26 protein-coding genes are annotated in these 26,038 nt (G+C 70.9%); 18 read left to right on the top strand and 8 right to left on the bottom strand.

What is annotated here, in order from left to right:
* Both ABGB06_RS12540 and ABGB06_RS12535 read left to right on the top strand, forming a co-directional pair.
* The coding region (locus ABGB06_RS12540) for a glycoside hydrolase family 95-like protein (protein ID WP_347588375.1) at positions 1-569 on the top strand (569 nt) is incomplete at its 5' end.
* Between the two features lie 63 nt (positions 570-632).
* Positions 633-1,730 (top strand): Gfo/Idh/MocA family oxidoreductase, encoded by a 1,098-nt coding sequence (locus ABGB06_RS12535; RefSeq protein WP_347588373.1) that lies wholly within the window; start codon positions 633-635, stop codon positions 1,728-1,730.
* A 4-nt stretch (positions 1,731-1,734) separates the two neighbouring features.
* On the opposite strand, the gene ABGB06_RS12530 is transcribed toward ABGB06_RS12535, so the two are convergent.
* Positions 1,735-3,036: a PHB depolymerase family esterase gene (locus tag ABGB06_RS12530; protein ID WP_347588371.1), complete on the bottom strand. Its 1,302-nt coding sequence runs from the start codon at positions 3,034-3,036 to the stop codon at positions 1,735-1,737.
* A 184-nt stretch (positions 3,037-3,220) separates the two neighbouring features.
* Complete coding sequence (locus tag ABGB06_RS12525) at positions 3,221-4,258, bottom strand: LacI family DNA-binding transcriptional regulator (RefSeq protein WP_347588370.1); 1,038 nt, start codon at positions 4,256-4,258, stop codon at positions 3,221-3,223.
* 164 nt (positions 4,259-4,422) lie between these two features.
* Between ABGB06_RS12525 and ABGB06_RS12520 the strand changes: the two genes are divergently transcribed.
* From ABGB06_RS12520 to ABGB06_RS12505, 4 genes are read left to right on the top strand one after another with little or no spacing between them, the layout of a single operon-like run.
* Entirely contained in the window at positions 4,423-5,778 is a 1,356-nt protein-coding gene (locus tag ABGB06_RS12520; RefSeq protein WP_347588368.1) for an extracellular solute-binding protein, read from the top strand.
* Positions 5,779-5,783: 5 nt separating this feature from the next.
* A complete protein-coding gene (locus tag ABGB06_RS12515; protein ID WP_347588366.1) occupies positions 5,784-6,743 on the top strand; it encodes a sugar ABC transporter permease in 960 nt (319 codons plus the stop codon).
* Positions 6,740-7,564 (top strand): carbohydrate ABC transporter permease, encoded by an 825-nt coding sequence (locus ABGB06_RS12510; protein ID WP_347588364.1) that lies wholly within the window; start codon positions 6,740-6,742, stop codon positions 7,562-7,564. The genes ABGB06_RS12515 and ABGB06_RS12510 overlap by 4 nt, the downstream gene beginning before the upstream one ends.
* 53 nt (positions 7,565-7,617) lie before the next feature.
* On the top strand, positions 7,618-8,742 hold the full coding sequence (locus tag ABGB06_RS12505; protein WP_347588362.1) for a glycoside hydrolase family 68 protein: 1,125 nt from the start codon (positions 7,618-7,620) through the stop codon (positions 8,740-8,742).
* On the opposite strand, the gene ABGB06_RS12500 is transcribed toward ABGB06_RS12505, so the two are convergent.
* Entirely contained in the window at positions 8,729-10,720 is a 1,992-nt protein-coding gene (locus ABGB06_RS12500; protein ID WP_347588361.1) for an alpha-L-fucosidase, read from the bottom strand. The genes ABGB06_RS12505 and ABGB06_RS12500 overlap by 14 nt on opposite strands.
* 634 nt (positions 10,721-11,354) lie before the next feature.
* Here ABGB06_RS12500 and ABGB06_RS12495 point away from each other — a divergent pair.
* The 7 genes from ABGB06_RS12495 to ABGB06_RS12465 all read left to right on the top strand — a co-directional run bounded on the left by ABGB06_RS12495 (position 11,355) and on the right by ABGB06_RS12465 (position 17,638).
* Complete coding sequence (locus ABGB06_RS12495) at positions 11,355-11,987, top strand: hypothetical protein (protein ID WP_347588360.1); 633 nt, start codon at positions 11,355-11,357, stop codon at positions 11,985-11,987.
* Complete coding sequence (locus ABGB06_RS12490; RefSeq protein WP_347588358.1) at positions 11,957-12,238, top strand: hypothetical protein; 282 nt, start codon at positions 11,957-11,959, stop codon at positions 12,236-12,238. Before ABGB06_RS12495 ends, ABGB06_RS12490 begins: the two co-directional genes overlap by 31 nt.
* Positions 12,239-13,025: 787 nt before the next feature.
* Positions 13,026-14,153 carry an endo-1,4-beta-xylanase gene (locus ABGB06_RS12485; protein ID WP_347588357.1) on the top strand — a complete coding sequence of 376 codons (1,128 nt, stop codon included), beginning with the start codon at positions 13,026-13,028 and terminating at the stop codon, positions 14,151-14,153.
* Positions 14,154-14,391: 238 nt separating this feature from the next.
* The gene (locus ABGB06_RS12480; RefSeq protein WP_347588414.1) at positions 14,392-15,753 is read left to right on the top strand and encodes a glycoside hydrolase family 43 protein; all 1,362 of its coding nucleotides are present in this window, start codon (positions 14,392-14,394) and stop codon (positions 15,751-15,753) included.
* Between the two features lie 54 nt (positions 15,754-15,807).
* Positions 15,808-16,149 (top strand): MazG nucleotide pyrophosphohydrolase domain-containing protein, encoded by a 342-nt coding sequence (locus ABGB06_RS12475; RefSeq protein ID WP_347588356.1) that lies wholly within the window; start codon positions 15,808-15,810, stop codon positions 16,147-16,149.
* 82 nt (positions 16,150-16,231) lie between these two features.
* Positions 16,232-16,837 carry a dihydrofolate reductase family protein gene (locus ABGB06_RS12470; protein ID WP_347588355.1) on the top strand — a complete coding sequence of 202 codons (606 nt, stop codon included), beginning with the start codon at positions 16,232-16,234 and terminating at the stop codon, positions 16,835-16,837.
* 237 nt (positions 16,838-17,074) lie between these two features.
* Entirely contained in the window at positions 17,075-17,638 is a 564-nt protein-coding gene (locus tag ABGB06_RS12465) for a dihydrofolate reductase family protein (RefSeq protein WP_347588354.1), read from the top strand.
* A gap of 91 nt (positions 17,639-17,729) precedes the next feature.
* Here the strand turns inward: ABGB06_RS12465 and ABGB06_RS12460 are convergent, their stop codons facing one another.
* Positions 17,730-17,891 carry a hypothetical protein gene (locus ABGB06_RS12460; protein WP_347588352.1) on the bottom strand — a complete coding sequence of 54 codons (162 nt, stop codon included), beginning with the start codon at positions 17,889-17,891 and terminating at the stop codon, positions 17,730-17,732.
* Position 17,892: 1 nt separating this feature from the next.
* Between ABGB06_RS12460 and ABGB06_RS12455 the strand changes: the two genes are divergently transcribed.
* The 5 genes from ABGB06_RS12455 (at position 17,893) to ABGB06_RS12435 (ending at position 22,508) form a co-directional block, all read left to right on the top strand.
* On the top strand, positions 17,893-18,120 hold the full coding sequence (locus ABGB06_RS12455) for a hypothetical protein (protein ID WP_347588351.1): 228 nt from the start codon (positions 17,893-17,895) through the stop codon (positions 18,118-18,120).
* Between the two features lie 94 nt (positions 18,121-18,214).
* On the top strand, positions 18,215-19,477 hold the full coding sequence (locus ABGB06_RS12450) for an NAD(P)/FAD-dependent oxidoreductase (protein WP_347588350.1): 1,263 nt from the start codon (positions 18,215-18,217) through the stop codon (positions 19,475-19,477).
* Between the two features lie 68 nt (positions 19,478-19,545).
* Positions 19,546-20,646, top strand: coding sequence for a cupin domain-containing protein (locus ABGB06_RS12445; RefSeq protein ID WP_347588348.1), 1,101 nt, complete (start codon positions 19,546-19,548; stop codon positions 20,644-20,646).
* Between the two features lie 95 nt (positions 20,647-20,741).
* Positions 20,742-21,626 carry a fumarylacetoacetate hydrolase family protein gene (locus tag ABGB06_RS12440; protein WP_347588346.1) on the top strand — a complete coding sequence of 295 codons (885 nt, stop codon included), beginning with the start codon at positions 20,742-20,744 and terminating at the stop codon, positions 21,624-21,626.
* Between the two features lie 75 nt (positions 21,627-21,701).
* The gene (locus ABGB06_RS12435; protein WP_347588344.1) at positions 21,702-22,508 is read left to right on the top strand and encodes an IclR family transcriptional regulator; all 807 of its coding nucleotides are present in this window, start codon (positions 21,702-21,704) and stop codon (positions 22,506-22,508) included.
* A gap of 160 nt (positions 22,509-22,668) precedes the next feature.
* Here the strand turns inward: ABGB06_RS12435 and ABGB06_RS12430 are convergent, their stop codons facing one another.
* Genes ABGB06_RS12430 through ABGB06_RS12415 form a run of 4 tightly spaced genes read right to left on the bottom strand, consistent with a single transcriptional unit; the run spans position 22,669 to position 26,034 of the window.
* Entirely contained in the window at positions 22,669-23,676 is a 1,008-nt protein-coding gene (locus ABGB06_RS12430; protein WP_347588342.1) for an ABC transporter substrate-binding protein, read from the bottom strand.
* Positions 23,673-24,440: an ABC transporter ATP-binding protein gene (locus ABGB06_RS12425; protein WP_347588341.1), complete on the bottom strand. Its 768-nt coding sequence runs from the start codon at positions 24,438-24,440 to the stop codon at positions 23,673-23,675. Before ABGB06_RS12425 ends, ABGB06_RS12430 begins: the two co-directional genes overlap by 4 nt.
* Complete coding sequence (locus ABGB06_RS12420) at positions 24,440-25,300, bottom strand: ABC transporter permease (RefSeq protein ID WP_347588339.1); 861 nt, start codon at positions 25,298-25,300, stop codon at positions 24,440-24,442. Before ABGB06_RS12420 ends, ABGB06_RS12425 begins: the two co-directional genes overlap by 1 nt.
* Positions 25,297-26,034 (bottom strand): ABC transporter permease, encoded by a 738-nt coding sequence (locus ABGB06_RS12415; protein WP_347588337.1) that lies wholly within the window; start codon positions 26,032-26,034, stop codon positions 25,297-25,299. The genes ABGB06_RS12420 and ABGB06_RS12415 overlap by 4 nt, the downstream gene beginning before the upstream one ends.
* Between the last annotated feature and the right edge of the window lie 4 nt (positions 26,035-26,038).

The raw sequence follows: 26,038 nt of genomic DNA, 5'->3' as shown, positions 1-26,038 counted from the left end.
TGCACCCCAGCAACCAGATCACCCCCACCGGCACCCCCGAGCTGGCCCAGGCCGCCCGGGTCACCCTGGAACGACGCGGCGACGCCGGCACCGGCTGGTCCCTCGCCTGGAAGATCAACTTCTGGGCGCGGCTCGCGGACGGCGGCCGGTCCTACAAGCTGCTGCGCGACCAGCTCACCCCCGACCGCACCGCTCCGAACCTGTTCTGCCTGCACCCGCCGTTCCAGATCGACGGCAACTTCGGCGCCACCGCCGGCATCACCGAATGGCTCCTCCAGTCCCACACCAACGACATCCATCTCCTGCCCGCCCTCCCACCCGAACTCCCCAACGGCACCGTCACCGGACTACGCGCCCGCGGCGGCGACACCATCGACATCACCTGGGACAACGGCGAGATCACCCACGCCACCCTCCACACCCACCACGCCCACACCGTCGCCGTACGCACGAGCGTCCCGATGACGGTGACGGTGGACGGGAGGAACGTGCCCGTGCGGAGGACGAAGGGCACCCTGGTCACCCTCGACACCGAGGCCGGGATCTCCTACGAGCTCCACGCCCGGTAGCGCGGCGTGTCCCCGAAAGCCGTCCGGACATCACGACGCCGCACCACCAGGAAGGAGCCTGCCGTGGGCGATCCACTGAACCTGGGCATCATCGGCGCCGGGGTGATCAGCGGTGCCTACGTGTCCACGCTCCGGGCGCTGGACGGTTTCCGGATCAACGCGGTCACCGACCTGTACGTCGACCGCGCCCTCGGCCTGGCCGAACGCGCCGGTGACGCCGTCGCCGTCGCGAACACCTTCACGGAGCTGCTGGAACGGGACGACGTCGACGCCGTCCTCAACCTCACGCTCCCCGCGGACCACGCCGCGATCACCCGGGAGGCCCTGCGGGCGGGGAAGCACGTCTACAGCGAGAAGCCGCTCGCGGTCTCCCGGGAGGACGCCGCCGACCTGGTCGAGGAGGCCAGGAAGGCCGGCCGAAGACTGGCGTGCGCGCCGGACACCGTGTTGGGGACCGGCACCCAGACGGCGCGCAAGGCGGTGGACGACGGGCTGATCGGCACGCCCGTCGCCGCCACCGCCTTCATGACCAGTGTCGGCCACGAGGCCTGGCACCCCAACCCGGAGTTCTACTACCAGCCGGGCGGCGGGCCGCTCCTCGACATGGGCCCCTACTACCTGTCCTCGCTGGTGCACGTGCTGGGGCCGGTGACCCGAGTGACGGGCGCGGCCTCCCGACCCCGCCGGGAACGCAGCATCGCCAACGGCCCCCGGTCCCGGACGCGGTTCCCCGTCCACGTCGACACGCACGTCACCGGCGTGCTGGAACACGACGGCGGAGCGCTGACCACGCTGGTGATGAGCTTCGACGTCCGCGCCGCTCGGCTCCCCTGGATCGAGATCTACGGGACGACGGGCACCCTGTCCCTGCCGGACCCCAACCGGTTCGACGGTTCCCCGGCGCTCAGCCGCGGCGGCTCCTGGCAACTCCTTCCGTACTCCGCCGGCTACGAGCCCGGACGGCGCGGCGTCGGCCTCGCCGACCTGGCCGACGCCCTCCACACCGGCCGCCCCCACCTCGCCACGGCGGAACTCGCGGAGCACGTCCTGGACACCATGCTGACGCTGCTCGACGCGGCGGAGGACGGCAGAACGCTCCCGGTCACCCGCACCACGGACCGGCCGCCGGCGGTGGAGGGCATCCGGACAGCCGGTTGGTGAGTCCTCAGCGGTCGAGGAGCCATCGCAGGATGGAGGCGTCCTCGTAGCTGGGTCCGAAGGCGGCGTGGTAGTCCGGCTCGGAGAAGGCGTCGTTGGCGTACTCGGTGTAGCGGACGAGGTCCTCCGCCTCGGCCGGGTCCACGCCGGCGGCGACGTACGCGTCGCGCAGCAGGTCGGCGGAGTCGCGTCCGTAGGCCACGGGGAGCAGGTGGTCGTTGGTGCCGTGGGTGATCCAGACGGGCGTCCGGTCCGCGGCGATGCGCGTCGCCTGGTCGGCGCTGACGCGGAAGCCGCCGGTGACGAGCGCGGCGGTGAAGAGGCCGGGGCGGGTGGCCATGGCCTCCCACGCGAGGGTGGAGCCGTAGGAGACGGTGGAGGCGTAGACGCGGTCCGGGTCGACGGCGTGGGAGTCCATGAAGTCCTCGACGAGCGCGACCATGAGGGCCGCCTCGGCCGGGGCCCCGACCCGTTGGTTCTGCGGTGCGAGGACGATGACGTCCTCGTCGGTTCCCGTCCGGTCCGGACGCAGCCAGGCGGTGGCCGGGATGTCGGCGGCGAGTTGGACTCCCAGGTTGTCGCCGTCCCAGCCCATGCCGTGCCCGGGGAGGATGACGACCAGGGGGTACGCCCGGTTCGGGTCGTAGTCCTCGGGCAGGTGGTACGCGTAGGGCAGCACCATCCCGCCCCTGAGGTAGGTGTCCTGCGCGAAGTCGTCGACCAACGGGTTCACCGTCTCGCCGGTCAGCGGATGGCTGGTGGACGAGCCGCGGGCGAGGAGCCTTCCGTGGCCGGCGCCGTGGCCGGGGCGGGCGTAGACGTTCTCGTTCTGGACGACCTCGGTCGGCAGGTCCGGGTTGACCTTCACCGTGCAGAGCGCCGTGGGGCACCGGGAGACCATGACGGTGTTGCCGCCCGGGTCCGTCGGCGCCAGCTCGACGATGACGTACCGTCCGGGCCGGGACCGGCCGTCGGGGTTGGTGCCGATCTCGTCGTTCGTGTACACCCTCGTGACCGTGCGGTCGGCGATCTCGTCGAGGTCCTCGATCGGGTTGTACCGGAAGTTGTAGACGCTGTCGGTCACCGTGAACGTGTCGGGGTCGAGCGTCCGCGGGTTGACGATCGCGGAGTACTCGACGGCCACGGCCGCGACCTTCTGGCCGTAGGTGTAGACGTCCGTGATCGCCGTGACGCCCTGGACGCCGGTGCCCGGACCCCGGGCCGGGCGGGCCGCGGCCGACGCCGGCGCGATCAGCGCACCGACGAGTCCTGCGGCGGCGAGCACGGTAGCGAGGCGACGAGTCGGCATGGGGCCCTCCGTCCATCCGACGGGAATCCGAGGAGCGAGGCGCCCGGCCAGCCGTCGATCGGTAGCTAAATCGTGTTAGCCAGGGAGTTTCACGCCCACTCCCGTGGGTGTCAAGATGTTCGACGCTCGGAATCGGGGCCGCCGCGCGGGCCGTTCGGGGTGGGGGACGGCGCCGCCCGAGCCGTCAGGCGCCGGGCGCGGCCACGGACTCGCGGTCCCGCACCGGCATCGGAACGCGGTGGGTCCGGCTGACGCGGTCGGCCCCCTCGCGGTGCTCCTCGATCTCCTCGAACAGCACGTCGACGGCCTTGCGGCCGAGGTCGTAGTGGGGGAGCGCGACGGTGGTGAGCTTGGGGCGGATCCAGGTCGCGATGGGGTGGTCGTCGAAGGAGACGACCGAGACGTCGTCGGGGACCCGCAACCCGGCGGCGTCGAGCGCCTGGTAGGCGCCGAGGGCGATGCGGTCGTTGAGGCAGATCAGGGCGCGCGGCCGGTCCTTTTCCAGAAGGTCGCTGGTCGCCTCGTACCCGTACTCGGGTTGCCAGTCGGGGCACACCCGGCCGCTGGCGACCGTGGCCCCGGCCTGGCTGAACGCGTCGCGGATGCCGGTGATCCGCTCCACCCCGGCGACGGTCCCGGGAGGCACGTCGCGCACGCCGGGGCCGGCGCCGATCAGGTGGATGCCCTCGCGGTGGCCGGCCTCCAGCAGCACCCGGGCCGCGGCGCGACCCGCCTCGACCTCGTCGGGCACGACCGAGGACAGCGGGGAGGACCGGGCGGGGAGCGCGTTGAGCAGGACGGCCGGACCTGCGGTGAGCGCCTTGGGAACCCGGATCCTCCGGGTGAACATCGAGGCGAAGATGATCCCGTCGACCCGGCGGTCGTGCATGGCCTGCAGCAGGCCGCTCTCGAGGTCGGGCTCGCCCTCGGTCTCACCGATGAAGAGCATCACGCCCCGTTCGCGCGCGGCCTCCAGCGCCCCCTTGATCATGTCACCGGCCAGTCGCGTCGTCGCGACGGTGTCCGAGACGAAGCCGATGGTCCGGGTGGTGCCGGTGCGCAGGGCGACGGAGACGATGTCGGGCCGGTACTGCAACTCCTCGGCGGCCTCGAGCACGCGCTGCTGGACGCTCTGGGATATCCGCAGCTCACGTCCGCGCCCGGAGAGCACCAGGGACGCCGTGGAGCGCGAGACGCCCGCCGCCCTGGCGACGTCCGCCATGGTTACCCGACCTCGGCTCACCGGGGCGACCTCCAACGTATCGAGTCAGACGAGAAACCTTGACACCAGCCAGCGCGGGCGTAACACTAACCGGCGCTAACACGAGTTAGCAACCGGTCTCGGCCACTCGGCGCCGGTCAGCCCACAATCTACAGAGGTGCGCGATGACGCGTTCTTTCAGCCGCCGTGAGGTCGCGCTGGGATTCCTCGCCGCGGCAGGGACGTTGGCCGCCGGCTGTGGCGGTCCGGGAAGCGACGAGGCACAGCCGGCGGACGCCGGTCCGTCCCCGACGAAGGCACCGACCATCGGGACCGAGCCGGTCACGATGACGGGCTACTTCGAGACCGGGTTCCCCATGCCGAAGGCGCTCACGGACGAGTTCACCCGGCAGTTCCCGAACGTCACCTGGGACATCCGCGAGGACCAGTTCGCGGTGATCACCCAGAACGCCCCCAGGGTGTTGGCCGACGACCCGCCGGACCTCATGCGGCTTCCGCAGGTCTCCGAGCTGGTGAAGGACGGCCTGCTGATGAACCTCGACGGATACGCGGAGGTGTTCGGCTGGGACGCGTGGCCCCCCTCCCAACTGGAGCAGCTCCGGCTGGGCGAGGGCGGTCGGCCGCGCGGCGAGGGGTCGCTGTACGCGCTCGGCCTGAACTTCAGCATGACCGGCGTCTTCTACAACAGGACGCTCGCCGACCGAATAGGGATGACGTCCCCGCCGACCACGCTCGCCGAGCTGGACGACGCGCTCGACCGGGCCAGGCGCGCCGGCATCACCCCGATCGTCCAGTTCAACGGCGGCGCCACCGGCGGGTTCGCGTTCCCGCTGCAGAACCTGATGGCGGCGTACGGGCCGCCGGGACCGATCAACGACTGGATCTTCCAGAAGCCCGGCGCCACCATCGACACGGAGTCGAACCTGCGGGCGGCGCGGCACCTGGAGCAGTGGATCACGGCGGGCTACTTCGACCAGGACGCCAACGCCATGGACTACGCCAAGATGATGAGCAGGTTCCTGGACGGCTCCGCCCTGCTGATGTTCAACGGCGACTGGGAGTCCGGCAACCTCGACCAGACGATGGCCGGCGACGCCGGCTTCTTCCTGATGCCGTCCGCGGAGGAGGGCGGCAAGCTCGCCACCATGTCGGCGCCCCTGACGTTCGGCATCAGCGCGAACGCGGAGCACGCGGACCACGCGGCGTTCTTCCTCGACTGGGTGGCGACCAACGAGCGCGCCCGCGAGATCGCCGTGGAGGTCGGCGGATCGCACCCCATGGGACCCCCCGACGGCCACCTCCCCGAAACGGACGAGGGCACCGTCACCGCGCAGACGCTCGCGGCCGGCGCCCGGATCGCCGAGGACGACGGCGCCATGGACTTCATCGCCAACGCCACAGGATCGATCTACGCCAAGGGCTGGACCCCGCAGCTCCAGTCGCTCTTCGCCGGCGAGCAGACCCCGGAAGGGCTGCTCCGGGCGGTCCAGAGCGAGTACGAGAGCCAGGTCGGGAGCTGAGATCGTTGGCACGGCAGACGCCTGACCCGGCCGTCGCACGCACCACCGCCCGACCGGCGCCGCGATCCCGCGCGAAGAGCCCCGCCCGGCGGGCCGGGCTGCACACCCGCTGGTGGGTCGGATGGGCGTTCACCGCCCCGGCCCTGGCGGTCTACGCCGTGTTCGTGCTGTGGCCGATGTTCCTGACGTTCGAGTACTCGCTCTACGAATGGGACGGCATCGGCCCCTCCACCTGGGTCGGGCTCGACAACTACACCAGGGTCTTCAGCGATCCCGAACTGTCCGGCACGATCGTCAACGCCTTCGAGCTGATCGTCTTCTTCAGCGCCATCCCGGTCCTGCTGGGTCTGGCGATCGCCGCCACGATCCGAGGCATCGCCACCAGCCGGCTCGCCGGCGTCGCCCGGACCGTGCTGTTCGTCCCGCAGGTCATCCCGCTCGTCGCCGCGGGCATCACGTGGAGCTGGCTGCTCGCCTCGAACGGCCTAGTCAACCAGCTGCTGTCGGCCGTCGGCCTGGGCGGCGTGACCCGGGCCTGGCTGGGCGACTTCGGCACCGCGCTGCCGGCCGTCGGCGTGATCGGCGCCTGGGTGCTCCTCGGCCTGTGCACGTTGCTGCTCCTCGCCGGCATGAGCAAGATCGACCCGGCGCTCTACGAGGCCGCGCGGATCGACGGCGCCGGGCCGCTGCGCGAGTTCTTCTCCATCACCGTGCCCAGCCTGCGGCAGGAGATCGGCGTCTGCGTCACCGTCACGGTCATCGCCGCCCTCGCCAGCTTCGACATCGTCTACGTCGCCACCCAGGGCGGCCCGGGCAACGCGACGATGGTCCCCGGGCTGGAGATCTACTACCAGGCGTTCTCCGACCGGGAGGTGGGCGTGGCCTCGGCGCTCGCGGTGGTCCTCATGGCCCTCGTCCTCCTCTGCGTTCTCCCCATCCAGCGGCTCACCCGGGAGGAGTCATGATCGTCGGACGTCGCGAGGCGTGGACCGGACGGCTGTTCCTGGTCCTGCTGATGCTGGTGACGGTGGTGCCGTTCGTCAGCCTGTTCGTCACCGCGCTGCACCCCTCGGGGAGCTATCCGGCAGGGCTGGAGTGGCCGGAGGATCCGCAGTGGGGCAACTTCGCCGACGCGTTCCGGGCGGCCCACATGGGCGAGCTGCTGTGGTCGAGCGTGCTCATCGTGCTCGGCGTGGTGCCGATCTCGCTGCTGCTGGCCACCACGGCCGGCTTCGCCCTCGGCCACCTGCGGATGGCCGGACGCCACCTGGTGTTCCTGCTGTTCGTGCTCGGCCTGACCCTCCCGTTCGAGGGCATCATCACGCCGCTGTACTACCTGGTGCGCGACATGGGTCTGCTCAACACCAGGTGGGCGATCATCCTGCCGCTCATCGGGCTCTTCATGCCCTTCGCCGTCTTCTGGATGCGCGCCCACTTCATCAACGTGCCCGCGGACCTCTCCGAGGCCGCCCGGATCGACGGCGCCAACCTGTGGCAGCTGTTCTGGCGCGTCCACGTGCCCCTCGCCATGCCCGCGCTCTCGTCCCTCGCGATCCTGCTGTTCCTGTGGACGTGGAACCAGTTCCTGCTCGCCATCGTGCTGGTGGACGACCCGGCGCAACGCACCATGGCCGGCGCCCTGGGCGCCTTCCAGGGCCAGTGGGGAACGGACATTCCGCTCCTGTGCGCCGGCTCCCTGCTGATCCTCGCCCCCACGCTGGCCGTCTTCCTCGCCTTCCAGCGCCGTTTCGTCTCCGCCCTGCTGCAGGGCTCCCTGAAGGGCTGACCCACCATGTCGACGCACCGTGACACCCGCCTCCCGGACGCGGCGGGGGAGGAGTGAGCACCATCCGCCCCGCCCGATGGACCCGACACCACCTCGACCGGCTCGTCGACGCTGAGGCCACCACCGCACCCGCCATCCGCACCGCGCCGCCCCGCGTGCTGCCGCACCACGACGTCTGGGACCTCTGGCCGGTCCAGGAGACCGACGGCTCACCGACCGTCGTCGAGGGCGCCGAGCTCTGGATGGCCCTCTCCGCACCCGCGGTCGGCCACCCCGAGGACCGGCACGACCGGGCCCGCCTCCGGCTGCTCGCGCACGCCGACGGTGTCTGGACCGATCTCGGGGACGTCTTCCCCGACGGCGCGTCGTTGGGCAGCCGCGAATGGTCCGGGTCCGCGGTGCGTCGCCCCGACGGCACCGTGTCGGTCTTCTACACCGCCGCCGGCGAACGCGGCGAGGCGCGGCGAACGTTCCGGCAGAGCGTCGTCGAGGCCCGTCCGAGGCTGACCACCGACGGAGGCGCCGCCCGGCTCGAACGCCACGTCGAGCACCGCGTGCTCCTGCGCTCCGACGACCACCACTACCTCCCCGCCGACGAGAGCGACGGCGGCCCCGGACGGATCAGGGCGTTCCGGGATCCCGGCTGGTTCCGCGACCCCGCCGACGGCCGCGACCACCTCCTCGTCGCCGCCTCCGTCCCGGGCCGCGACCACTTCATGGGCGCCGTCGCCCTGGCCCGCGCCACTCCCGACGGCTGGGACCTCCTCCCGCCCCTCCTCGTGGCCGACGGCGTCAACCACGAGATCGAACGACCGCACGTCGTCGTGCACCGGTCGCGGTACTACCTCTTCTTCTCCACCGGCCGCCGCTCCTTCCACCCGCCGGGCAGCGCGCCGACCGGTCTCTACGGCTTCGTGGCGCCCGAGTTGGCGGGCCCCTACGAACCCCTCAACGGCTCGGGACTCGTCCTGCGGAACCCGGCCACCCGGCCCGACCAGGCCTACGCCTGGCTCGTGCTCGACGATCTCCGCGTCGTCGGCTTCGCCAACTACCTGCCCGGCGACGGCGGCGAGCCCGGGCGAGCCGACGCGGCGCAGGCGCGGGCCCGCTTCTGCGGGACCGCCGCTCCCGTGCTCCGCCTCACCCTGGAGGGAGCGACGACGATCACACGGCGGTGATGGTCCACTGGAGGTTGGTGCTGCCGTCGGGAGCCCACAGCCCCGCCGTCGACCCGGAGGCGACGGCGCCGCGGCCGTCGAGGGCGGTGCCAGTCCCGCGGTTGACGATCTGGTAGCGGCCGGTGCCGACGCTGACGAGTCGCCACTGCTGGTTGTTGCCGCCGTTCCACGGCGCCTGACGTGCGTCCGCGCCGCTGGTGGCGTTGCCCCAACTGTCCACGACCATGCCGTTGGTGCGGTTGACGATGCGGTGGTATCCGGCGCCGAGGTCGACCAGCTGCCAGTGCAGGTTCGTGCTTCCGTCGTAGGACCACTGCTTGACGACGGCGCCGGAGGCGACGTTTCCGCCGCTGTCGAGGGCCAGTTGGTTGGTGACGTTGGAGATGCGTGCCCAACCGGTGGGCAGGGCGGGCGCGCTCAGCGACGGGATCTGTCCGGAGAACGTCAGCTTCACCACGTACGCGGGTGCGTTGAACGGGGCGGCGGAGGGCAGGGTGACGTGCAGCCCGCTGCCGTTCTGGTTGCGGTCGGGCAGGTTGACGTAGTCGCCGGCGGTGGCGCCCAGCAACTGGACGCCGGTGAGCGTGCCGAGGTTGATGCGGCCGGAGGCGAGGGTGGAGATGCTCAGCGTCGCGCCCGGCCAGCCCAGGACCGTGGCGTACAGCACGGTGTTGGCCTTGTTGCGGGTGAACCGGATGTCGCGGTTGGTGCCGGCGATCGGGGTGACGAACGAGCCGCCGCCCATCTGCGTCGGGCCCTCGCCGTAGGCGGTCCAGGCGCGCGTGGCGTAGACCGACTCGCCGAACCGCCTGAGGTAGTCGCCGATGCCCAGCAGGATCGAGCGCTGGCCCGCGGGGATCGTGCCGTCCGCCATGGGGGCGATGTTGAGCAGCACGGTGCCGTTCTTGCTGACCCGGTCGATCAACGAGTGCAGCATCGCGGGCAGCGAGTAGTAGCCGATGCCGTTGGTGTAGCACCAGCTGGAGCTGGAGATGCTGTCGTCCGTGAGCCAGTACGGCGTCAGGATGTCGCCGGGGCCGCCGCGCTCGAAGTCGAGGACCTCGCCCCTGGTGTTGAAGCCGTCCTTGTAGGTCGCGACGACCTCGCGGTCCCAGGCGACGGCCTGGTTGTAGTAGTACGCCAGGAAGTTCAGCCGGTGGTTCTCGGGGATCTTGGACAGGTCGAAGTCCTGCCAGACGAGGTCGGGCTGGTAGCCGTCGATGACCTCCCTGAGCTTGTCGTACCAGAGCTGGTGCTCCGTCGCGGCGTCGAGCTGTCCGTAGAGCATGCGCAGCGACGGGTCGGACTGGGCGGGGGCCCACTGGTAGAAGCCGGTGAAGTTGAAGGCGTGGTGCAGGGACACCATGAACTTCAGGCCCTTGGCCCTGATGGCCTCGGCGTGCAGCCCCACCAGGTCCAGGCGCGGGCCCTTGTCGACGGAGTTCCACTCGTTGACCGAGCTGTTCCACATCGAGAATCCGTCGTGATGCTCGGCGACCGGTCCGGCGAACCTCGCCCCCGCGTCGGCGAAGAGCTGGGCCCACTCCGCCGGGTCGAAGTTCCCGCCGGCGGAGCGGAGCTTGGGTGCGAACTGCACGAAGTTGCCCGCCCGGTCCCGGGCCCCGTTGATGAAGTTGTGGTACGGCCACTGCGCGGGCTCGCCGTAGGTGGCGATGTGATGGGCGTTCTCCCCGGAGCCGGGGTTGTACATGTTGCGGGGGTACCACTCGTTGGCGAAGGCGGGGACGCTGAAGACGCCCCAGTGGAAGTAGATGCCGAACTTGGCGTCCTGGAACCACTCGGCCGCGGGCGGGTGCTGGTCCACGGACTGCCAGGAAGGGGAGTAGCTGCTGGGGCCGGGGATGTCCGCCGCCGCGGATGGCGCGAAGCGGAGGTCCAGGGCGCCCCGCAGGGTGGTCGCGGCGCCGACGGTGCCCAGCGCTCCCAGGAACGTGCGACGGTTGTGGAGAGATGACATGAGGCCCTCCGGGTTCGACTCGTTTTCGGGGTTGCGCACGCCTGAGCGCCTCCCGGGTGGGACTCTGGGGCGGGCCCGGAGCCACGCGGCGCCGGATCCGGCGTTCAGGAGCGTCCGCGATATGCGGTATGTCGAACGAAGTTCTCAGGTTCGAACGAAAAATAGGAGGCGAGTGACGGGGTGTCAATGCCCCTCGTCGCCAGGGTCCTCGCGGTCTCGGACGCCGCCACCCTTAATATTTTCGGTGACTGATTCGAAAATTGATGCCAGAACGGTTGACGCCCCCGTCGACTCTCTAGGATGCGTGTCTGACGGCCCGGTCATCGTCCGTTATGTCGAACGACGGGGAGGGTCGCGCGGCCTGTGTTGCCCATCCGGCCGCGGCACGACAGCACGCGTACCACTCTTCCGTTCCGGTGCGGTCCCCTCGCCGGCATCACGGTGCCGGACGTCTGAGGGCGACAGACGATGCCGCGGGGTGGTCCAGCGGTGCGACCCGTCTCGGGAGGCGTCGTCAGGCACGTCCGTGCCGACCGACGCTCCCCCCACCCCGATGAAGGAGCAGTCGATGTCGGTACTTCAGCGAGAGAGGGAGTTGCGCGATGGCGAAGCGTAGGTCCCTTTCGGCTCGATCGTGGCCGCGGCGGTTCTCGTCCTGGCCGCGGCGAGCCCGGCGGTGAGCAGCGCCTCCGGCGACGCCCCGGCGGCCACGGAGATCGCGACCCCCACAGCGACCGCGGCGTGCGGCCAGAACCCCACGCTGCGGGACGGCACCCACACGATCCAGAGCGGCGGGCAGTCCCGCACGTTCATCCTGGACCTCCCCGACAACTACGACCCCAACCACCCCTACCGGTTGGTCCTCGGACTGCACTGGTGGGGCGGCACCGCCGAGGACGTCGCCACGGGCCGGACCGTGGAGACCGGCACCTGGGCCTACTACGGGCTCCAGCGGCTGGCGAACAGCAGCACCATCTTCGTCGCACCCCAGGGCATCGACAACGGCTGGGCCAACTCCGGCGGCCAGGACGTCACCTTCATCGATGACATCCTCCGCCTCCTGGAGTCGGACCTGTGCGTCAACACGGAGCAACGCTTCTCCATCGGGTTCAGCTACGGCGGCGCCATGAGCTACTCGCTGGCCTGCTCCCGTCCCGACGTCTTCCGCGCGGTCGTGGTCCAGTCCTCCCCCGGACAGCTCAGCGGATGCGCCGGCGGCACCCAGCCCGTCGCTACATGGGCGTGCACGGCACCGGCGACAACATAGGAAGCGGGGAGTCGCTGCGTGACACGTTCGTCAGGAACAACGGCTGCACCGCCCAGGACACACCCGAGCCGGCACCGGGCAGCCTGACGCACGTGACCACGACCTACTCCGGATGCTCGGCCGACCACCCGGTCGTCTGGGCCGCGTTCGACGGAGGACACATCGCCGCTCCCCAGGACGGCGCCCCCGGCGACAGCGGCTCCCGGACCTGGGTGCCGGCAGCCGCGTGGGAGTTCATCACGCAGTTCTAGCCCCGTCCCGGCGTTTGGCCGGCGGGCGCCGATGCGACGACACGCATCCCCCGGTCCCGCGTGGCCCGCGCCGTCGACGGACGGTCCGGGGGCGGAACCCGATCCGGGTCCCGCCCCCGGTTCCTGACGGGTGGGCGGTCAGACCGCCCGTCGGCGACGCCTGAGACGCGGAGTGCCCGCGGCAGCGGGGACCGCGGCCCTTCGGTGGTCCCGGTTTTCGACCTGACCGGCGAACGAGTCGACCGCTCGCGCCCCGGTGTCCCCGCGGGTCGCTGGTCGGTATGTCGGCCTGGAGGAAAAAAACTCGGGCCGTGCGGCAACCTTTCGAGGCAGCGGCGGAAACTAAGCACTGAACGCCCGCCCACGGTGGGATGCGGAGGTGTCGGGTCGGCCGTGCCCCGCCGGGCGGCGGAACAGGCGCGGCGCCCCGGCGGTCCCACCATCCGCCACTGGTGGGTGTCTCCCGTCCGCCGCTGCCGCAGCCTGATTCGCGTCTCGAATATTTTCGCATCGTCAACCGAAAGAAAACATGGTGCGACTCTTGACGGACCCCGGGTGCCGTCTGTGATGCTGTGGGCGTCTGGTAGGTCGGTCAACGTTCTCCATATCGAACGAGACTGGCTGAGTCGGTTTGCGTCCGCCCCACAGGCCGCGGGCCGTGCACCACAGTTCGCGCACCATCCGTTGTTGTTCCGGTGAGGCTCCCCCCACACAAGCTGACCGGACGCCAGGACAGGCGTTGTTCACGTGGGTTGGGCCTTCCGGCCGAGCCGCCATGGAGTTCTCCGTGTCCTTGACCAGCAGTTCCCCCACACCACGCGGGCGCCGTCGCGTCCGGGCGTCGGTCGCCGCCGTGGCGACCGTCGGCCTGGCGGCGACCGGTGTCATCGCCTTCTCCGGCACCGCCCGGGCCGCCGACACGCTCGGCGCCGCCGCGGCCGAGAGCGGCCGCTACTTCGGCACCGCCATCGGCCCTCATCTGCTCGGCGAGGCGGACTACGCCGCCACGCTGAACCAGGAGTTCAACAGCGTCGTCGCCGAGAACGACATGAAATGGGACGCCACCGAGCCCAGCCAGGGCCAGTTCAACTTCAGCGGCGGCGACCGGCTCGTCGAACACGCGCAGAGCCAGGGCATGGAGGTGCGGGGCCACACCCTGGTCTGGCACGCCCAGCAGCCGGGCTGGGTCCAGGGCCTGACGGGCGACAGCCTGCGCCAGGCGATGCTCGATCACATCGACGGAGTCGCGGGCCACTTCGCCGGCCAGATCGACTCCTGGGACGTGGTCAACGAGGCGTTCGAATGGGACGGCAGCCGCCGGCAGTCCAACCTCCAGCAGCAGCTGGGCGACGGCTGGATCGAGGAGGCGTTCCGGGCCGCCGACGCCGCCGACCCCGACGCCACGCTCTGCTACAACGACTACGGCACCGACGGCATCAACGCCAAGAGCGACGGCATCTACCGGATGGTCGAGGACTTCCTGGCCCGCGGCGTGCCCATCGACTGCGTCGGCTTCCAGAGCCACCTGGACTCCAACTCCGACCTCAGCAGCTACCAGCAGAACCTGCAGCGCTTCGCCGACCTCGGCGTCGAGGTGCAGATCACCGAGCTGGACATCGGCGGCTCCGGCAGCGCCCAGGCCAACGCGTACCGCACGGTCACCGAGGCCTGCGTCGCCGTCCAGGGATGCGCCGGGATCACCATCTGGGGCTTCACGGACAAGTACTCGTGGCGCGCGGATGACACGCCGCTGCTGTTCGACACCAACTACCAGAAGAAGGAGGCCTACGGCGCCGTCCTCGACGCCCTGAACGCCGCCGCTCCCGCGGGGGACGGCGATCAGGAGGACGGGACCGCGAGCTCGTACCTCCCCGCCGCGTGGCGGGAGGGCACGTCCACGCACCGGGCCACCTGACCAGCTGGCCAGCTGACCCGTCCCGTCCGGCAGGGGCGGGGCGCCGCCGCCCACGAGAGGCCCTGCGTCCCCCCACGTACCGCGGGCCCGTGCCCATCGGCGCGCCCCGCCCCTGCTCGCCCACCCGCGCCGCAACCCCCCACGAAACCGGAGCGGCACGGCTCACCAGCAACGTTCGGTCCGACCACCCTCTGCCCTGGGAGTGACAGTGTCATTCGCAGCACCGTTCCTGGTCCAGCTGAGATCCAGGCGCCGGGTCGCCTGGCTCGTCAGTCTGTTGTGCGTCATCACGGTCTTCCAGCCCGCCGCGGCCAAGGCGGACAATCCCATCGTCCAGACGATCTACACGGCCGACCCGGCTCCGCTCGTGCACGACGGCACGGTGTACCTCTACACCGGGCACGACGAGGACGGCTCGACGAACTTCACCATGAGGGACTGGCGCGTCTACTCGTCCTCGGACATGGTGAACTGGACGGATCACGGTTCTCCGCTCAGCCTCGAGACGTTCGCGTGGGCCAGCACGAACGCCTGGGCCGGCCACGTGACCGAAAGGAACGGCAGGTTCTACTGGTACGTCCCGGTGACGAATCGCGCGACCGGCAGAATGGCCATCGGAGTGGCGGTCGCGGACAATCCCACGGGTCCCTTCGAGGATGCCCTCGGGCGTCCGCTGGTCGAGAACGGGGAGATCGACCCCAACGTTCTCGTCGATGACGACGGACAGGCGTACCTGTACTGGGGAAACCCGAACCTCTGGTACGTGAGACTGAACGCCGACATGGTCTCCTTCTCGGGCAGCCCGACACAGATTCCCCTCACGACCACGGGCTTCGGCGCGCGTCAGGGGAACCCGGACCGTCCGACGCTTTACGAGGAGGCGCCCTGGGTCTACCAACGGGGCGGGCTGTACTACATGGTGTTCGCGGCGGAATGCTGCTCCGAGTTCATCGCCTACTCGACCGCGCCCGGCCCCACGGGACCGTGGACGTATCGCGGGACGATCATGCCCCGGCAGGGCAGCAGTTTCACCAACCATCCCGGAGTCATCGACTTCAACGGAGGCTCGTACTTCTTCTACCACAACGGCGCGTTGCCGGGCGGCGGTGGCTTCACCCGCTCGGTGGCCGTGGAGGAGTTCGAGTACAACGCCGACGGCTCGTTTCCCACGATCACCATGACCGATGCCGGGGCACCCCAGGTGGGCACCCTGGATCCCTACGCCCGGCAGCAGGCCGAAACGATCGCCTGGGCGTCCGGCGTCGAGACGGAACCCTCCGGCGAGGGCGGCATGAACGTCGGGTGGATCGAGAACGGGGACTGGATCAGGGTGAACGGCGCGGCCTTCGGCGCCGGCGCCAGCTCCCTCGACGTCCGGGTGGCCTCGGCGACCAGCGGCGGCACCATCGAGGTGCGCCTGGACAGCGCCAACGGCCCGCTCGTGGGCACCTGCGACGTCCCGGGCACCGGCGGCTGGCAGAGCTGGGTGACCGTCTCCTGCCCGGTGAGCGGCGCGACGCAGACCCACGACGTCTACTTCAGGTACACCGGCGGCAGCGGCAACCTCTTCAACATCAACTGGTGGCAGTTCTCCGACTGACCCCGGTCCGCCGCCTCGGTCCGGCCGGCCTCGGCAGGAGAAGGGACAGATTTCGTGGACTTCGGCGAGCTGACGGCCCGGGCGATCCGCGTCCATGACCTCTACGACGAGCTGAACCGCCGCGAGCGCGGGCGGGTCTGGTCGCGCGGCGACTTCATGCTGGGCTTCATGGGAGACGTCGGGGATCTGGCCAAGCTCGTCATGGCCGAGGAGGGCGCCCGCGAGGTCCCGGGCGGTCGGGCGGCGCTGGAGCACGAGCTCGCCGACTGCCTGTGGTCGGTCATGATCCTCGCGCACCGCTACGACGTGGATCTCGAGAACGCCTTCCGGCGCACCATGGCAGAACTCGACGAGGCGATCAGCGCGCGGCTCGCGGAGGGCGGGGCCCCGGGGTGAGAGCACCGACCACGAGGGCGGCCGATGAGTTTGTGGCTCCCGGTCGGTCATAGCTCGTGACGCCCTAGGAAAGGACACCGCCATGTCGGAGCTTCTCGTCGACTTCATCACCTCCCTCGACGGCTACGCGTCGGGAGAGGGATGGCCCGGGTTCTGGGGCCTCGAGAGTCCGGAGTACCTCGCCTGGCTCGGCGAGCAGCCCGAGGTCACCTACCTGATGGGAGCGAACACCTACCGTCTGATGTCGGGCTTCGCCGCCGGCGAGGTCCCGGATGGCCAGGAGGAGTTCAGGCCCGAGGAAGAGGCGTCCGTCGACGAGCTCACGCGAGCGTCCAAGGTGGTGTTCTCCTCCTCGCTCGAGGAGCCGCTGACGTGGGCCAACTCCACGCTCGTCCGCGACGACGCCGTCGAGGCGGTGCGCGCGATGAAGTCGAGTGGCTCCGGGCTCCTGAGCACGATCGGCAGCCTGAGCCTGTGCCGGTCCCTGCTGCGAGCCGGACTCGTCGACCGCTTCCGGGTCGGGATGTTCCCGGTGATCACCGGGGCCACGGGCGCGGAACGCATCTACGACGGCTATCCGGACGTCGCCCTCGAGATGATCGAGCACCGCACCTTCGACGGCGGCATCCAGCTGGTCGAGTACAAGCCCCGCGTGCTCGAGCACCCGCCGCTCGGCGCCCCCGCGTGACGTCGCCCCGTCCGCCGGTCTGGACCGCCGCCAGGCCGGCCGGCGCGGGGCAGGCTGGAGAAACAGCCGTGCTGAGAGATCGCCCGGGTGGTGTTCCACGCCGTCTTCTCTTCCACCCACCGCTGGGCTGCCCGAGCGATCAGTTCGAGGGACGAGTCCCGCCCGGCGCGCACCGATGAGTTCTCCGCGCCGCGCCGGTCTGTACGCGTGAGACTGACCTCACGGAAGGCTGGCGCCATGCGGAAACTGATCTACGGCATGAACCTGTCCCTGGACGGTTACATCGCCGCGCCCGGCGACGACATCGGCTGGAGCGTGCCGAGCGACGAGATGTTCCAGTTCTGGTCGGACCAGTTGCGGGCGACCGACCTGACGCTGTACGGGCGCAAGCTGTGGCAGACGATGAGCTCCCACTGGCCGACCGCCGACCAGCAGCCCGACGCCACCCCGGCGCATATCGAGTTCGCGCGGCGCTGGCGGGACATGTCGAAGGTGGTGTTCTCCTCGACGATCGACAAGGTCGACTGGAACACCCGCCTGGTCACCGGCGACGCGGTCGCCGAGATCACCCGGCTCAAGGCCGAGGACGGCGGCCCGATGGACATCGGCGGCGCGACGCTCGCCGGGGCGGCCATGCGGGCCGGGCTGATTGACGAGTACGTGCTGGTCACCGCGCCGGTCCTGGTGGGCGGCGGCACGCCGTTCTTCACCGCGCTGGACAGCTGGGTGAACCTGGACCTGGTGGAGACGCGGACGCTTCCCTGCGGCGTGATCCTGACCAGGTACGAGACGAGGCGCTGAGCGCCCGTCACGCGACTCGACCGTGGCCGCGGGTCGGGTTGGGTCGGGTTGGGTCGGGTTGGGTCGGGTTGGGTCGCGGCCGCGGCCCCGGTCAGCCCTTCAGGCCGGTGGTGGCGATTCCGTCGACGATGGGGCGCTGGAACGTCGCGAACAGCACGAGCGGGGGAACGAGGGCCAGGGTGCTCATCGCCAGCATCGGCCCCCAAGCCGAGTCACCGCTGGAGTCGAGGAACATGCGCAGACTCAGCGGCACGGTGAACAGGTTCGAGTCGCCCCACGACGTCGAGATCGACCTGCGCGGCGCCCGCATCGCCGGTCCCGCCCGGCGCTGCGAGCTGTCGGCGCCGAGTCCGTTGAGCGTCAACACGGTCGCCGCACCCGACGTCGTCGCACCCGAGTGGAGTGACGTCGAACTGGACTGGACGCCGGTGATCTCCGTTCCCCCGTGCTCGTACACCATCCACCGCGTCCCGCTGGCCTGACCGGCAGGAAAGGGCCCGGTAGGGAAGTTTTCCAGTGAGAGGAAGTTTCTAGAGCTCTATTTCTCATGTGCGGAACTTGTGAGAGATTGAGCTCATGGCAGCAGATCAGCGTGGACTTTCGAAGGGGCCGGTCGTCGTGGTCGGTGGCGGCCCGGTCGGCATGGTCGCGGCCGCCTCCCTCGCCCGACTGGATGTCCCAGTCGTTCTCATCGAGGCGGAGGACGAGCCCAAGACGGACTGGCGGGCGTCGACCTTTCACGCCGCGACCCTCGAACTGCTCGACGAGTTGGGCGTCGCCGACCAGATGCACGCCGAGGGCCTGCGCGTGCCGATCTACCACTTCCGGGACCGCCGCGAGGGGCTGGTCGCCGAGTTCGACTTCACGCTGCTGGCCGACGAGACCCCGTTCCCCTACCGGCTCCAGCTCAACCAGCAGCATCTGGTGCGGATGCTGCACGAGCGGCTGCGTCGGACACCCCGGGTCGAGCTGCTCTTCGGCACCCGGGTCAGCGATGTGGTGAACCTGCCGGGCGGCGGAGCGCAGGTGGTGGCGCACACCCCGGACGGGCCGCGCGAGCTGGTCGGTTCCCTGGTGATCGGCGCCGACGGCGCGGGCAGCACCGTCCGCGGCGCGCTGGGCACCGGTTTCACCGGGTTCACGTACCCCCAGCGCTTCCTGATCGCCAGCACGTCGGTCGACCTCGCCCAGGCCCTGCCCGGCATCGCCGAGGTCAACTACATCGCCGACCCCCGCGAGTGGCTGTTCCTGCTGCGCACCCCCGAGTCCTGGCGCGCGGTCTGGCCGGTGCCGGCCGAGCAGAACGAGGCCGACGCGCTGCACGAGGACACCCTGCGGCGGCAGTTCCAGGGCGTCGCGCCCCGGCCGGAGGGCTATCCGATCATCGACCGGCAGCTCTACCGGGTGCACCAGCGGGTGGCCGACACCTTCCGGGTCGGCGACGTGCTGCTGATCGGCGACGCGGCGCACATCAACAGCCCGATGGGCGGCGTCGGCCTCAACAGCGGCATCCACGACGCCGTCGACCTGGCCCGCCGCATCGGGCGCATCGCCGCGGGCAACGCCGACGCGGACGCCGAACTGGACACCTTCGCCGAGCATCGGCACCGGGTCGCCGTCGAGTACGTCCAGGCCGACACCCAGCGCAACACCCAGCGGCTGATGGAGGCCGACGAGGCCAGGCGCCGCGCCGCGCACGACGAGATGCGGGCCATCGCCGCCGACCCCGACCGCGCCCGCGCCTACATGCGGCGCGCCTCGTTGCTGGAGAGCGTGCGCCGCTTCGGCATCGGCGTCCCACCAGGACGGTCGACCACCGCGTCCAGCACCGCGCGCTGAGTCCGGCCCACCAGCCGCCAACCCCACCGCCCCGCCAACCCCACCGACCCGCCAAGCAGGAGGCCATCATGTCCACCGTCGAGGAATCCCAGGTCGGTGACCCGGAGCTGCGCTCCCTCTACCAGGACATCGCCGCCGCCGAGTTGCGCCCGCTGTGGACCATCACCGAGCAGCTGCTCACCCCCACCCCGCGCCCGAGGGCGATCCCGTGGCTGTGGCGCGGCTCGGTGCTGCGCCCGCTGGCCGAGCGCGCCATCCGGCTGGTGCCCGTGGAGCGCGGCGGCGAGCGCCGGGTCCTCTCGCTCACCAATCCCGGGCTCGGCGGTCGGCCCTACGCCGCCGGCACGCTGTGGGGCGCGCTCCAGTGCCTCGGCCCGCGCGAGACCGCGCCCGCCCACCGGCACAGCCCGGGCGCCATCCGCTTCGTCATCGAGGGCGAGGGCGTGTGGACCACGGTGGACGGTGACGCCTGCGACATGCGCCCGGGCGACCTGGTGCTCACCCCCGGCGGCGCCTGGCACGACCACGCCAACGGCGGCGACGGGCACATGTTCTGGTTCGACGGGCTCGACCTGCCGATGGTCGAGGCGCTGGACGCGGTCTTCTTCGAGCAGCACCCCGAGCTGCGGCAGCCGGTCGAGGGCGAGCACAACCGCTCCGAGGCCGACTTCCGCGAGGCCGGCGGCACGGCCCGCGACACCATGGTCGCCGGCGCGGTGCGCGGACCGCTGGACGCGGCGCACTCGCCGCTTCTGGTGTACCGCTGGACGGACACCGACGCGCGGCTCGCCGAGCTGGCCGCGTCGGATCCGGCGCCCATGGCCAGCGTGGAGTTCACCAACCCGCACTCCGGGGCCAGCGTGCTGCCCACGCTCTCCTGCGGGATGCACCGGCTGCGCCCCGGCGGCACGTCGGCGACCACCAGGCGCAGCGGAAACCGCGTCTACGTGGTGTTCCGGGGCGAGGGCCACAGCGTGATCGAGGGCCGGCGCTTCGACTGGACGGCCGGCGACATGTTCGTGGTGCCGTCCTGGGCCGCCGAACGGCACGCCTCGGAAGGCGGCGCCGACCTGTTCAGCCTGGGCGACGACCCGGTGCTGCGCGCCCTCGGCATCTACCGCGAGGAGACGCTGCCCCAGCCGCAGCCGGTCACCGATGTCTTCGGCTGAGGTCACATCGACGCTGGCGTTCCCCGTACACCGCACCCACCCGAAGCACCGGCCGAACCGAACGCGGCGGCCGGCCCCCTGGAAAGGCTGAAGAGATGAAGCTGGCGCTGTTCGACGCCAACCGGCTCGGCGTCGTGGACGACACGGCTGATCCGGCGCGGCTGGTGGACGTCACCGAGGCGCTGGGCTGGCCGCACGACGCCGACCCGTTGACCGCCGGCTGGTGGCGCCGGCTCTGCCGGGACTTCCCCGAGGTCAGGGAGCGCCTCGCCAAGGCGGCGGCCACCGGCCGGAGCCGGCCGCTCTCCGAGGTGACGCTGCGCGCCCCCGCGCTCAACCCGAGCAAGATCGTCGCCTGCGCGTGCAACTACGCGGACCACGTGGCCGAGATGCACGGCGTGCAGGAGCGCACCCTGGGCGGGGTGGAGTCCTGGATGATGAACTTCGACGTCTTCCTGAAGGCGCCGTCCTCGCTCTCCGGCCCGGCCGACGACATCGTGCTGCCCCGCGAGATCGTCGCCGCCGGCCAGGAGATCCACCACGAGTCGGAGCTGGTGATCGTGATCGGTGAGGGGGGCGCCGATATCCCCGAGGAGACCGCACTCGACCATGTCCTCGGCTACACCCTCGGCCTGGACATCACGGTCCGCAGCGCGGCCGACCGGTCGCGGCGCAAGAGCTACGACACCTTCAGCCCGCTGGGCCCGGTGCTGGTCACCGCCGACGACATCGGCGACGCCGGCGGCCTGGAGATCCGGCTCGACGTCAACGGCGGCGAGCGGCAGCACGTCAACACCGGCGACCTGTTGACGCCGGTGCCGGCGATCGTCTCCTACGCCTCGACGATGATGACGCTGCTGCCGGGCGACCTGATCTTCACCGGAGCGCCTCCCGGGGTCGGCGCCATCGAGCCGGGGGACACCGTCCGGGCCTCGATCAGCCGGATCGGCGAGCTGACGCTGGCCGTCCGCCAGGGCTGAGCGACCTCGGGCGGCAGCACTTTCTGCCGCCCGAGGCCCTCCCAAAACGGAAAAGAACTGGGCTAGAGTTCCTTCATGTCGAATAACGGTTCGGGGGCCGACTCGGCCGCGGGGACGCAGAGCGGCGCGAGTTCGGTGGACAACGCCCTGCGACTGCTCGAGCTGATCGGTGAGCGGCAGGCGTTGCGGGTCTCGGAGGCGGCGGTCGAGCTGGGCGTGGCCCCCTCGACGGCGCACCGACTGCTCAACGCGCTGCGCCGCCGCGGCTTCGTGCTGCAGGAGAAGCCCAACAGCGCCTACCGCCCCGGCCCGGTGCTCAACGAGATCGGCCTGGCCGCCATCGGCCGGGTGGACATCAGGCAGGTCGCCCGCCCGGTCCTCGAAGGGGTGCGGGACCGCACCCAGGAGACGGTCAGCCTCTCTCTTCTCGAGGGACGCAACGTCCGTTTCATCGACTGTGTGGAGAGCCCTCGCGCGGTGCGGGTCGGCAACCGCACCGGGGTGGTGCTGCCGGCCCACTGCACCGCGGCCGGCAAGGCGATACTGGCCGCCATGCCGGAGACGGAGCTGGTCCGCCGGTTCGCCGGGGGCGAGCTGGCGACCCGCACCGAGTTCTCGGTCTCCGACTGGCAGCGCCTGGAGGCGGAGTTGGTCGAGATCCGCCGCGCCGGCTACGCGGTCAACATCGAGGAGGGCGAACGCGGCATCTCGGCCGTGGCCGCCGTGCTCCGCGACCGCGCCGCCACGCCGTTGGCCTCGGTCGCCGTGGTCGTCCCCGTCAACCGCCTGCCCTCCCGCGCCGAGGCCGGCGAGCTGGCCCGCGCCCTGCTGGCCGCCAGGGACGAGCTGCAGGAGACCCTGCGCGGCCAGATCGCCGACTGAACCGCTGGGTGAGCCGGCCGCGTTGACCGGCTGTGCGAATCGCCGAGGCGAACCGGGCGAACCGGCCGACCGGCCGGGCCCTGGACGACCCGTCGCATCAGGCCGGTGCCCGCGGGTCGTCTCGTCGAACCCGCGGGCACCGGCCCGGCTCAGTCGGCGCTCAGTCGGCCACCGTCTCGTCGTAGTCCAGGTCGGCGTCGGTGAGGCCGATCTCGCGCATCACGTCGTGGATGGTCTCGATGGAGTCGCGGTCGGTGGTGCCCCGCCACTGGGGCAGGTTCATCTGGCCGGCCAACTCCGGTGACAGGTCGCTGATCTCCGGCAGCGCGTCGCGGAAGGAGTCCGGGTCCTCGGCGATGGACCGCGCCGTGGTCTCCACGCCCGCGCGGAACGCCGCCATCAGCTCCGGATCGTCCGACACCTTGTCCGAGGTCATCAGATAGGTGCCGATCTGCAGCCCCGGCCGGGTGTTGACGTAGGGGCTGGCCAGCACCCGCAGGCCCTGCGAGCGGCCGATGGTGGCGAACGGCTCGATCAGCACGCCCGCGTCCACGTCCCCGCGCTGGATGGCGGCCGGGATGTCGGGCAGCGGCATCTCGACGAAGTGGACGTCGTCGTTGGTCAACCCGACCTCGGTCAACACCGAGTTGACCACCACGTCGTTGATGTTCTGCAGCGAGTTGACCGCGATCCGCGCGCCGTCCAGATCGGCGGCCGTGGTGATCGGGCTGTCCTCGGGGACCACCAGCGACGCGAAGTCGTTCTCGGGCCGCTCCGCGGTGCTGGTGCCGGCCGCGACCATCTCGATCGGCATCCGCCGCCCTATCGCGATCAGCGCCGAGACCACGTTGGAGCCGGCCACGTCGATGTCGCCGCTGAGCAGCGCCGGGATCACGCTGGCGCCACCGCTGGACGGGCTCACCTCGAGGTCGATGCCCTCGTCCGCGAAGTAGCCCCGCTGGATGCCGTAGGCCAGGAACGACGAGGGCACGCCCGCGGTCTCCGAGACCACCAGGGTGTCGCCGTCACCGCCGCCGGAGATGTTCGCCCCGGACAGGTCGCCGCCGTAGTCGGAGCAGGCCGCGGTGGAGAGCACCAGCAGACCGGCGAGCGCGCCGGCCACCGCGCCCCGGCGGCCGGCGGAGCCGGGGAGGGAGCGCCGTCTCATGCCGCCACCGACTTCCCGTCGATCGCCGCGAACAGCTCGCCGCGCAGCCGGGCGAACTCCGGGTTCTGCTTGGTGAGCACCTGGTCCCTCGGCCGCGGCAGGTTCACCGTGACCTCGTGTCCCACGTTGGCCGGCGGGCGCAGCACGAGCACGCGGTCGGCCAGGTAGACCGCCTCGTCGATGTCGTGGGTGACGAACAGCACCGTGACGCCGTAGCGCTCCCAGACCCGCAGCAGCAGGTCCTCCAGGCCCGACCTGGTCTGCGCGTCGACGGAGGCGAACGGCTCGTCCATCAGCAGGATCCTGGGCCGGTAGGCCAGCGCCCTGGCGATGGCCACCCGCTGCTGCATGCCGCCGGACAGCTGCCACGGGTAGCGGTCGCCGCGGTCGGCCAGGCCGACGGCGTCCAGCGCCTCGTCGGTCAGCGCGGCGGCCTCCCGCCGGTCCACGTTCTTGTAGCGCAGCGGGAAGGCGACGTTGCGGCGGACGGTCATCCAGGGCAGCAGCGAGCGGCTGTAGTCCTGGAAGACGAACGCCATGTCGTCCGGCGGGCCGGTGACCGGCGTGCCCCGCAGCGTGATCTCCCCCGAGGTGGAGGGGATCAGGCCGGAAAGACAGCGCAGCATCGTGGTCTTGCCGCAGCCCGAGGAGCCCAGGATGCAGACGAACTCCTGGTCGGCGATGGTGAAGCTCAGATCGGCGACAGCGGGTGCGGCGGTCGGGTCGGACCCGTAGACCTTCCGCAGGTGGGAAACCTCAAGCATCAGACTTCTCCGTCGGACGAGGGGGCGGAAGGCGCGGCGCCGCGCTTGGCGAACCGCGAGCGGGACGAGGTGGCGGGCGCGGCGGTGGTTGGGGCGGCCAGCCCCTTGAGGCCGAAGTTCCAGGCCAGCACCCGGCGTTCCACCTTCAGGAACAGCCAGTTGAGCACGTAGCCCAGTACCCCGAGCAGGATGATGCCGGTCCACATCTCGGGGATGGCGAACGAACGCTGCTGCTCCAGCACGAAGTAGCCGAGCCCGTTGCTGCTGGCCACCATCTCGGAGACCACCATCAGGATGATCGCGATCGCCAGGCTGGTGCGCATCCCGGCGAAGATCCGCGGTGCGGCGGCCGGCAGGATGATCCGGCCGACCCGCGCGGCCAGCGGGATGTGGTACGCGCGGGCCATGTCCAGCTGCTGGCTGTCCACGCCGCGGACCCCGTCGATGGAGTTGAGCAGGATCGGCCACACGGCGCCCAGCACGATCACGAAGATCTTGGAGCTGTCGCCGGCGCCGAACAGCAGCAGGGAGAACGGGATCAGCGCGGGCGCCGGCAGCGCCCGCAGGAACTCCACCACCGGCTCGGCGGCGGTGCGCAGCACCCGGGACATGCCGAGCAGCAGGCCGAGCGCCACCCCGATGACCACGGAGGCCGCGTAACCGGCCAGCATCCGCAGCAGGCTGGGCACCAGGTCGCTGCCCACCCGGTCGAAGAGCCACAGCTCGTTGAAGTACCGCAGGATCTCGTCCAGCGGTGGGAAGTAGAAGCTCTGCGCCTGCTGGGCCCACAGGCCGTAGCCGACCACCAGGGCGAGCGGCAGGGCGAGTTCCAGCAGGAATCCGAGGACGCGGCGGTTCACTGGGCGACCTCCTGGCGCTGTGACGGGTGCCATTTCAGCAACCGGCGCTCGACGGACTGGAAGGCGATGTTCAGCACCCAGCCGACCAGCCCGGTGACGATGATCAACGCGTACATCCGGGGCAGGTTGGCGTTGGACTGGGCCACCACGATCGACTGTCCGAGCCCGGGAGCGCCCACCACCAGTTCGGCGGTGACCGCCAGCACGAGGGCGATGGCCGAGGCGATCCGCAGGCCGGTGGCGATGTAGGGCGCGGCGCTCGGCAGGGTGATCCGGAAGAAGCGGGCGGCGGGCGGCAGGCCGTAGCTGCGCGCGGTGTCCTTGACCACCGGATCGACGTCCTGCACGCCGTAGATCACCTGGAGCAGGATGGGCCAGAACGTCACGAAGACGATCAGGAAGACCTTCATCTCCAGGCCGACGCCGTAGACGAGCACCGCGAGCGGGATCAGGGCGACGGAGGGCACGGGGCGGCAGAACTCGATGACCACCCGGGAGAGCCGGTAGGCGGTCTGGTTCGAGCCGAGCAGGATGCCGGTGGGGACGGCCAGCACGGTGGCCAGTGCGATGCCTATCGCCCAGCCGCTGAGCGTGCGGCCGATCTCCGTCCACAGCGGGTGGCCGGCGGCGAGCTTGAACAGCTCCACGTAGGTGTCGGTGATCGGCGGGAACCACTCGTCGGACAGCAGCCCGGTGCGCGAGCACAGCTCCAGCACCAGCAGCACCGTGAGCACCCCG

The sequence above is a fragment of the Streptomyces sp. B6B3 genome, from assembly GCF_039871525.1.
Lineage (GTDB): Bacteria > Actinomycetota > Actinomycetes > Streptomycetales > Streptomycetaceae > Streptomyces.
This window is presented reverse-complemented; position numbering and strand designations above follow the sequence as displayed.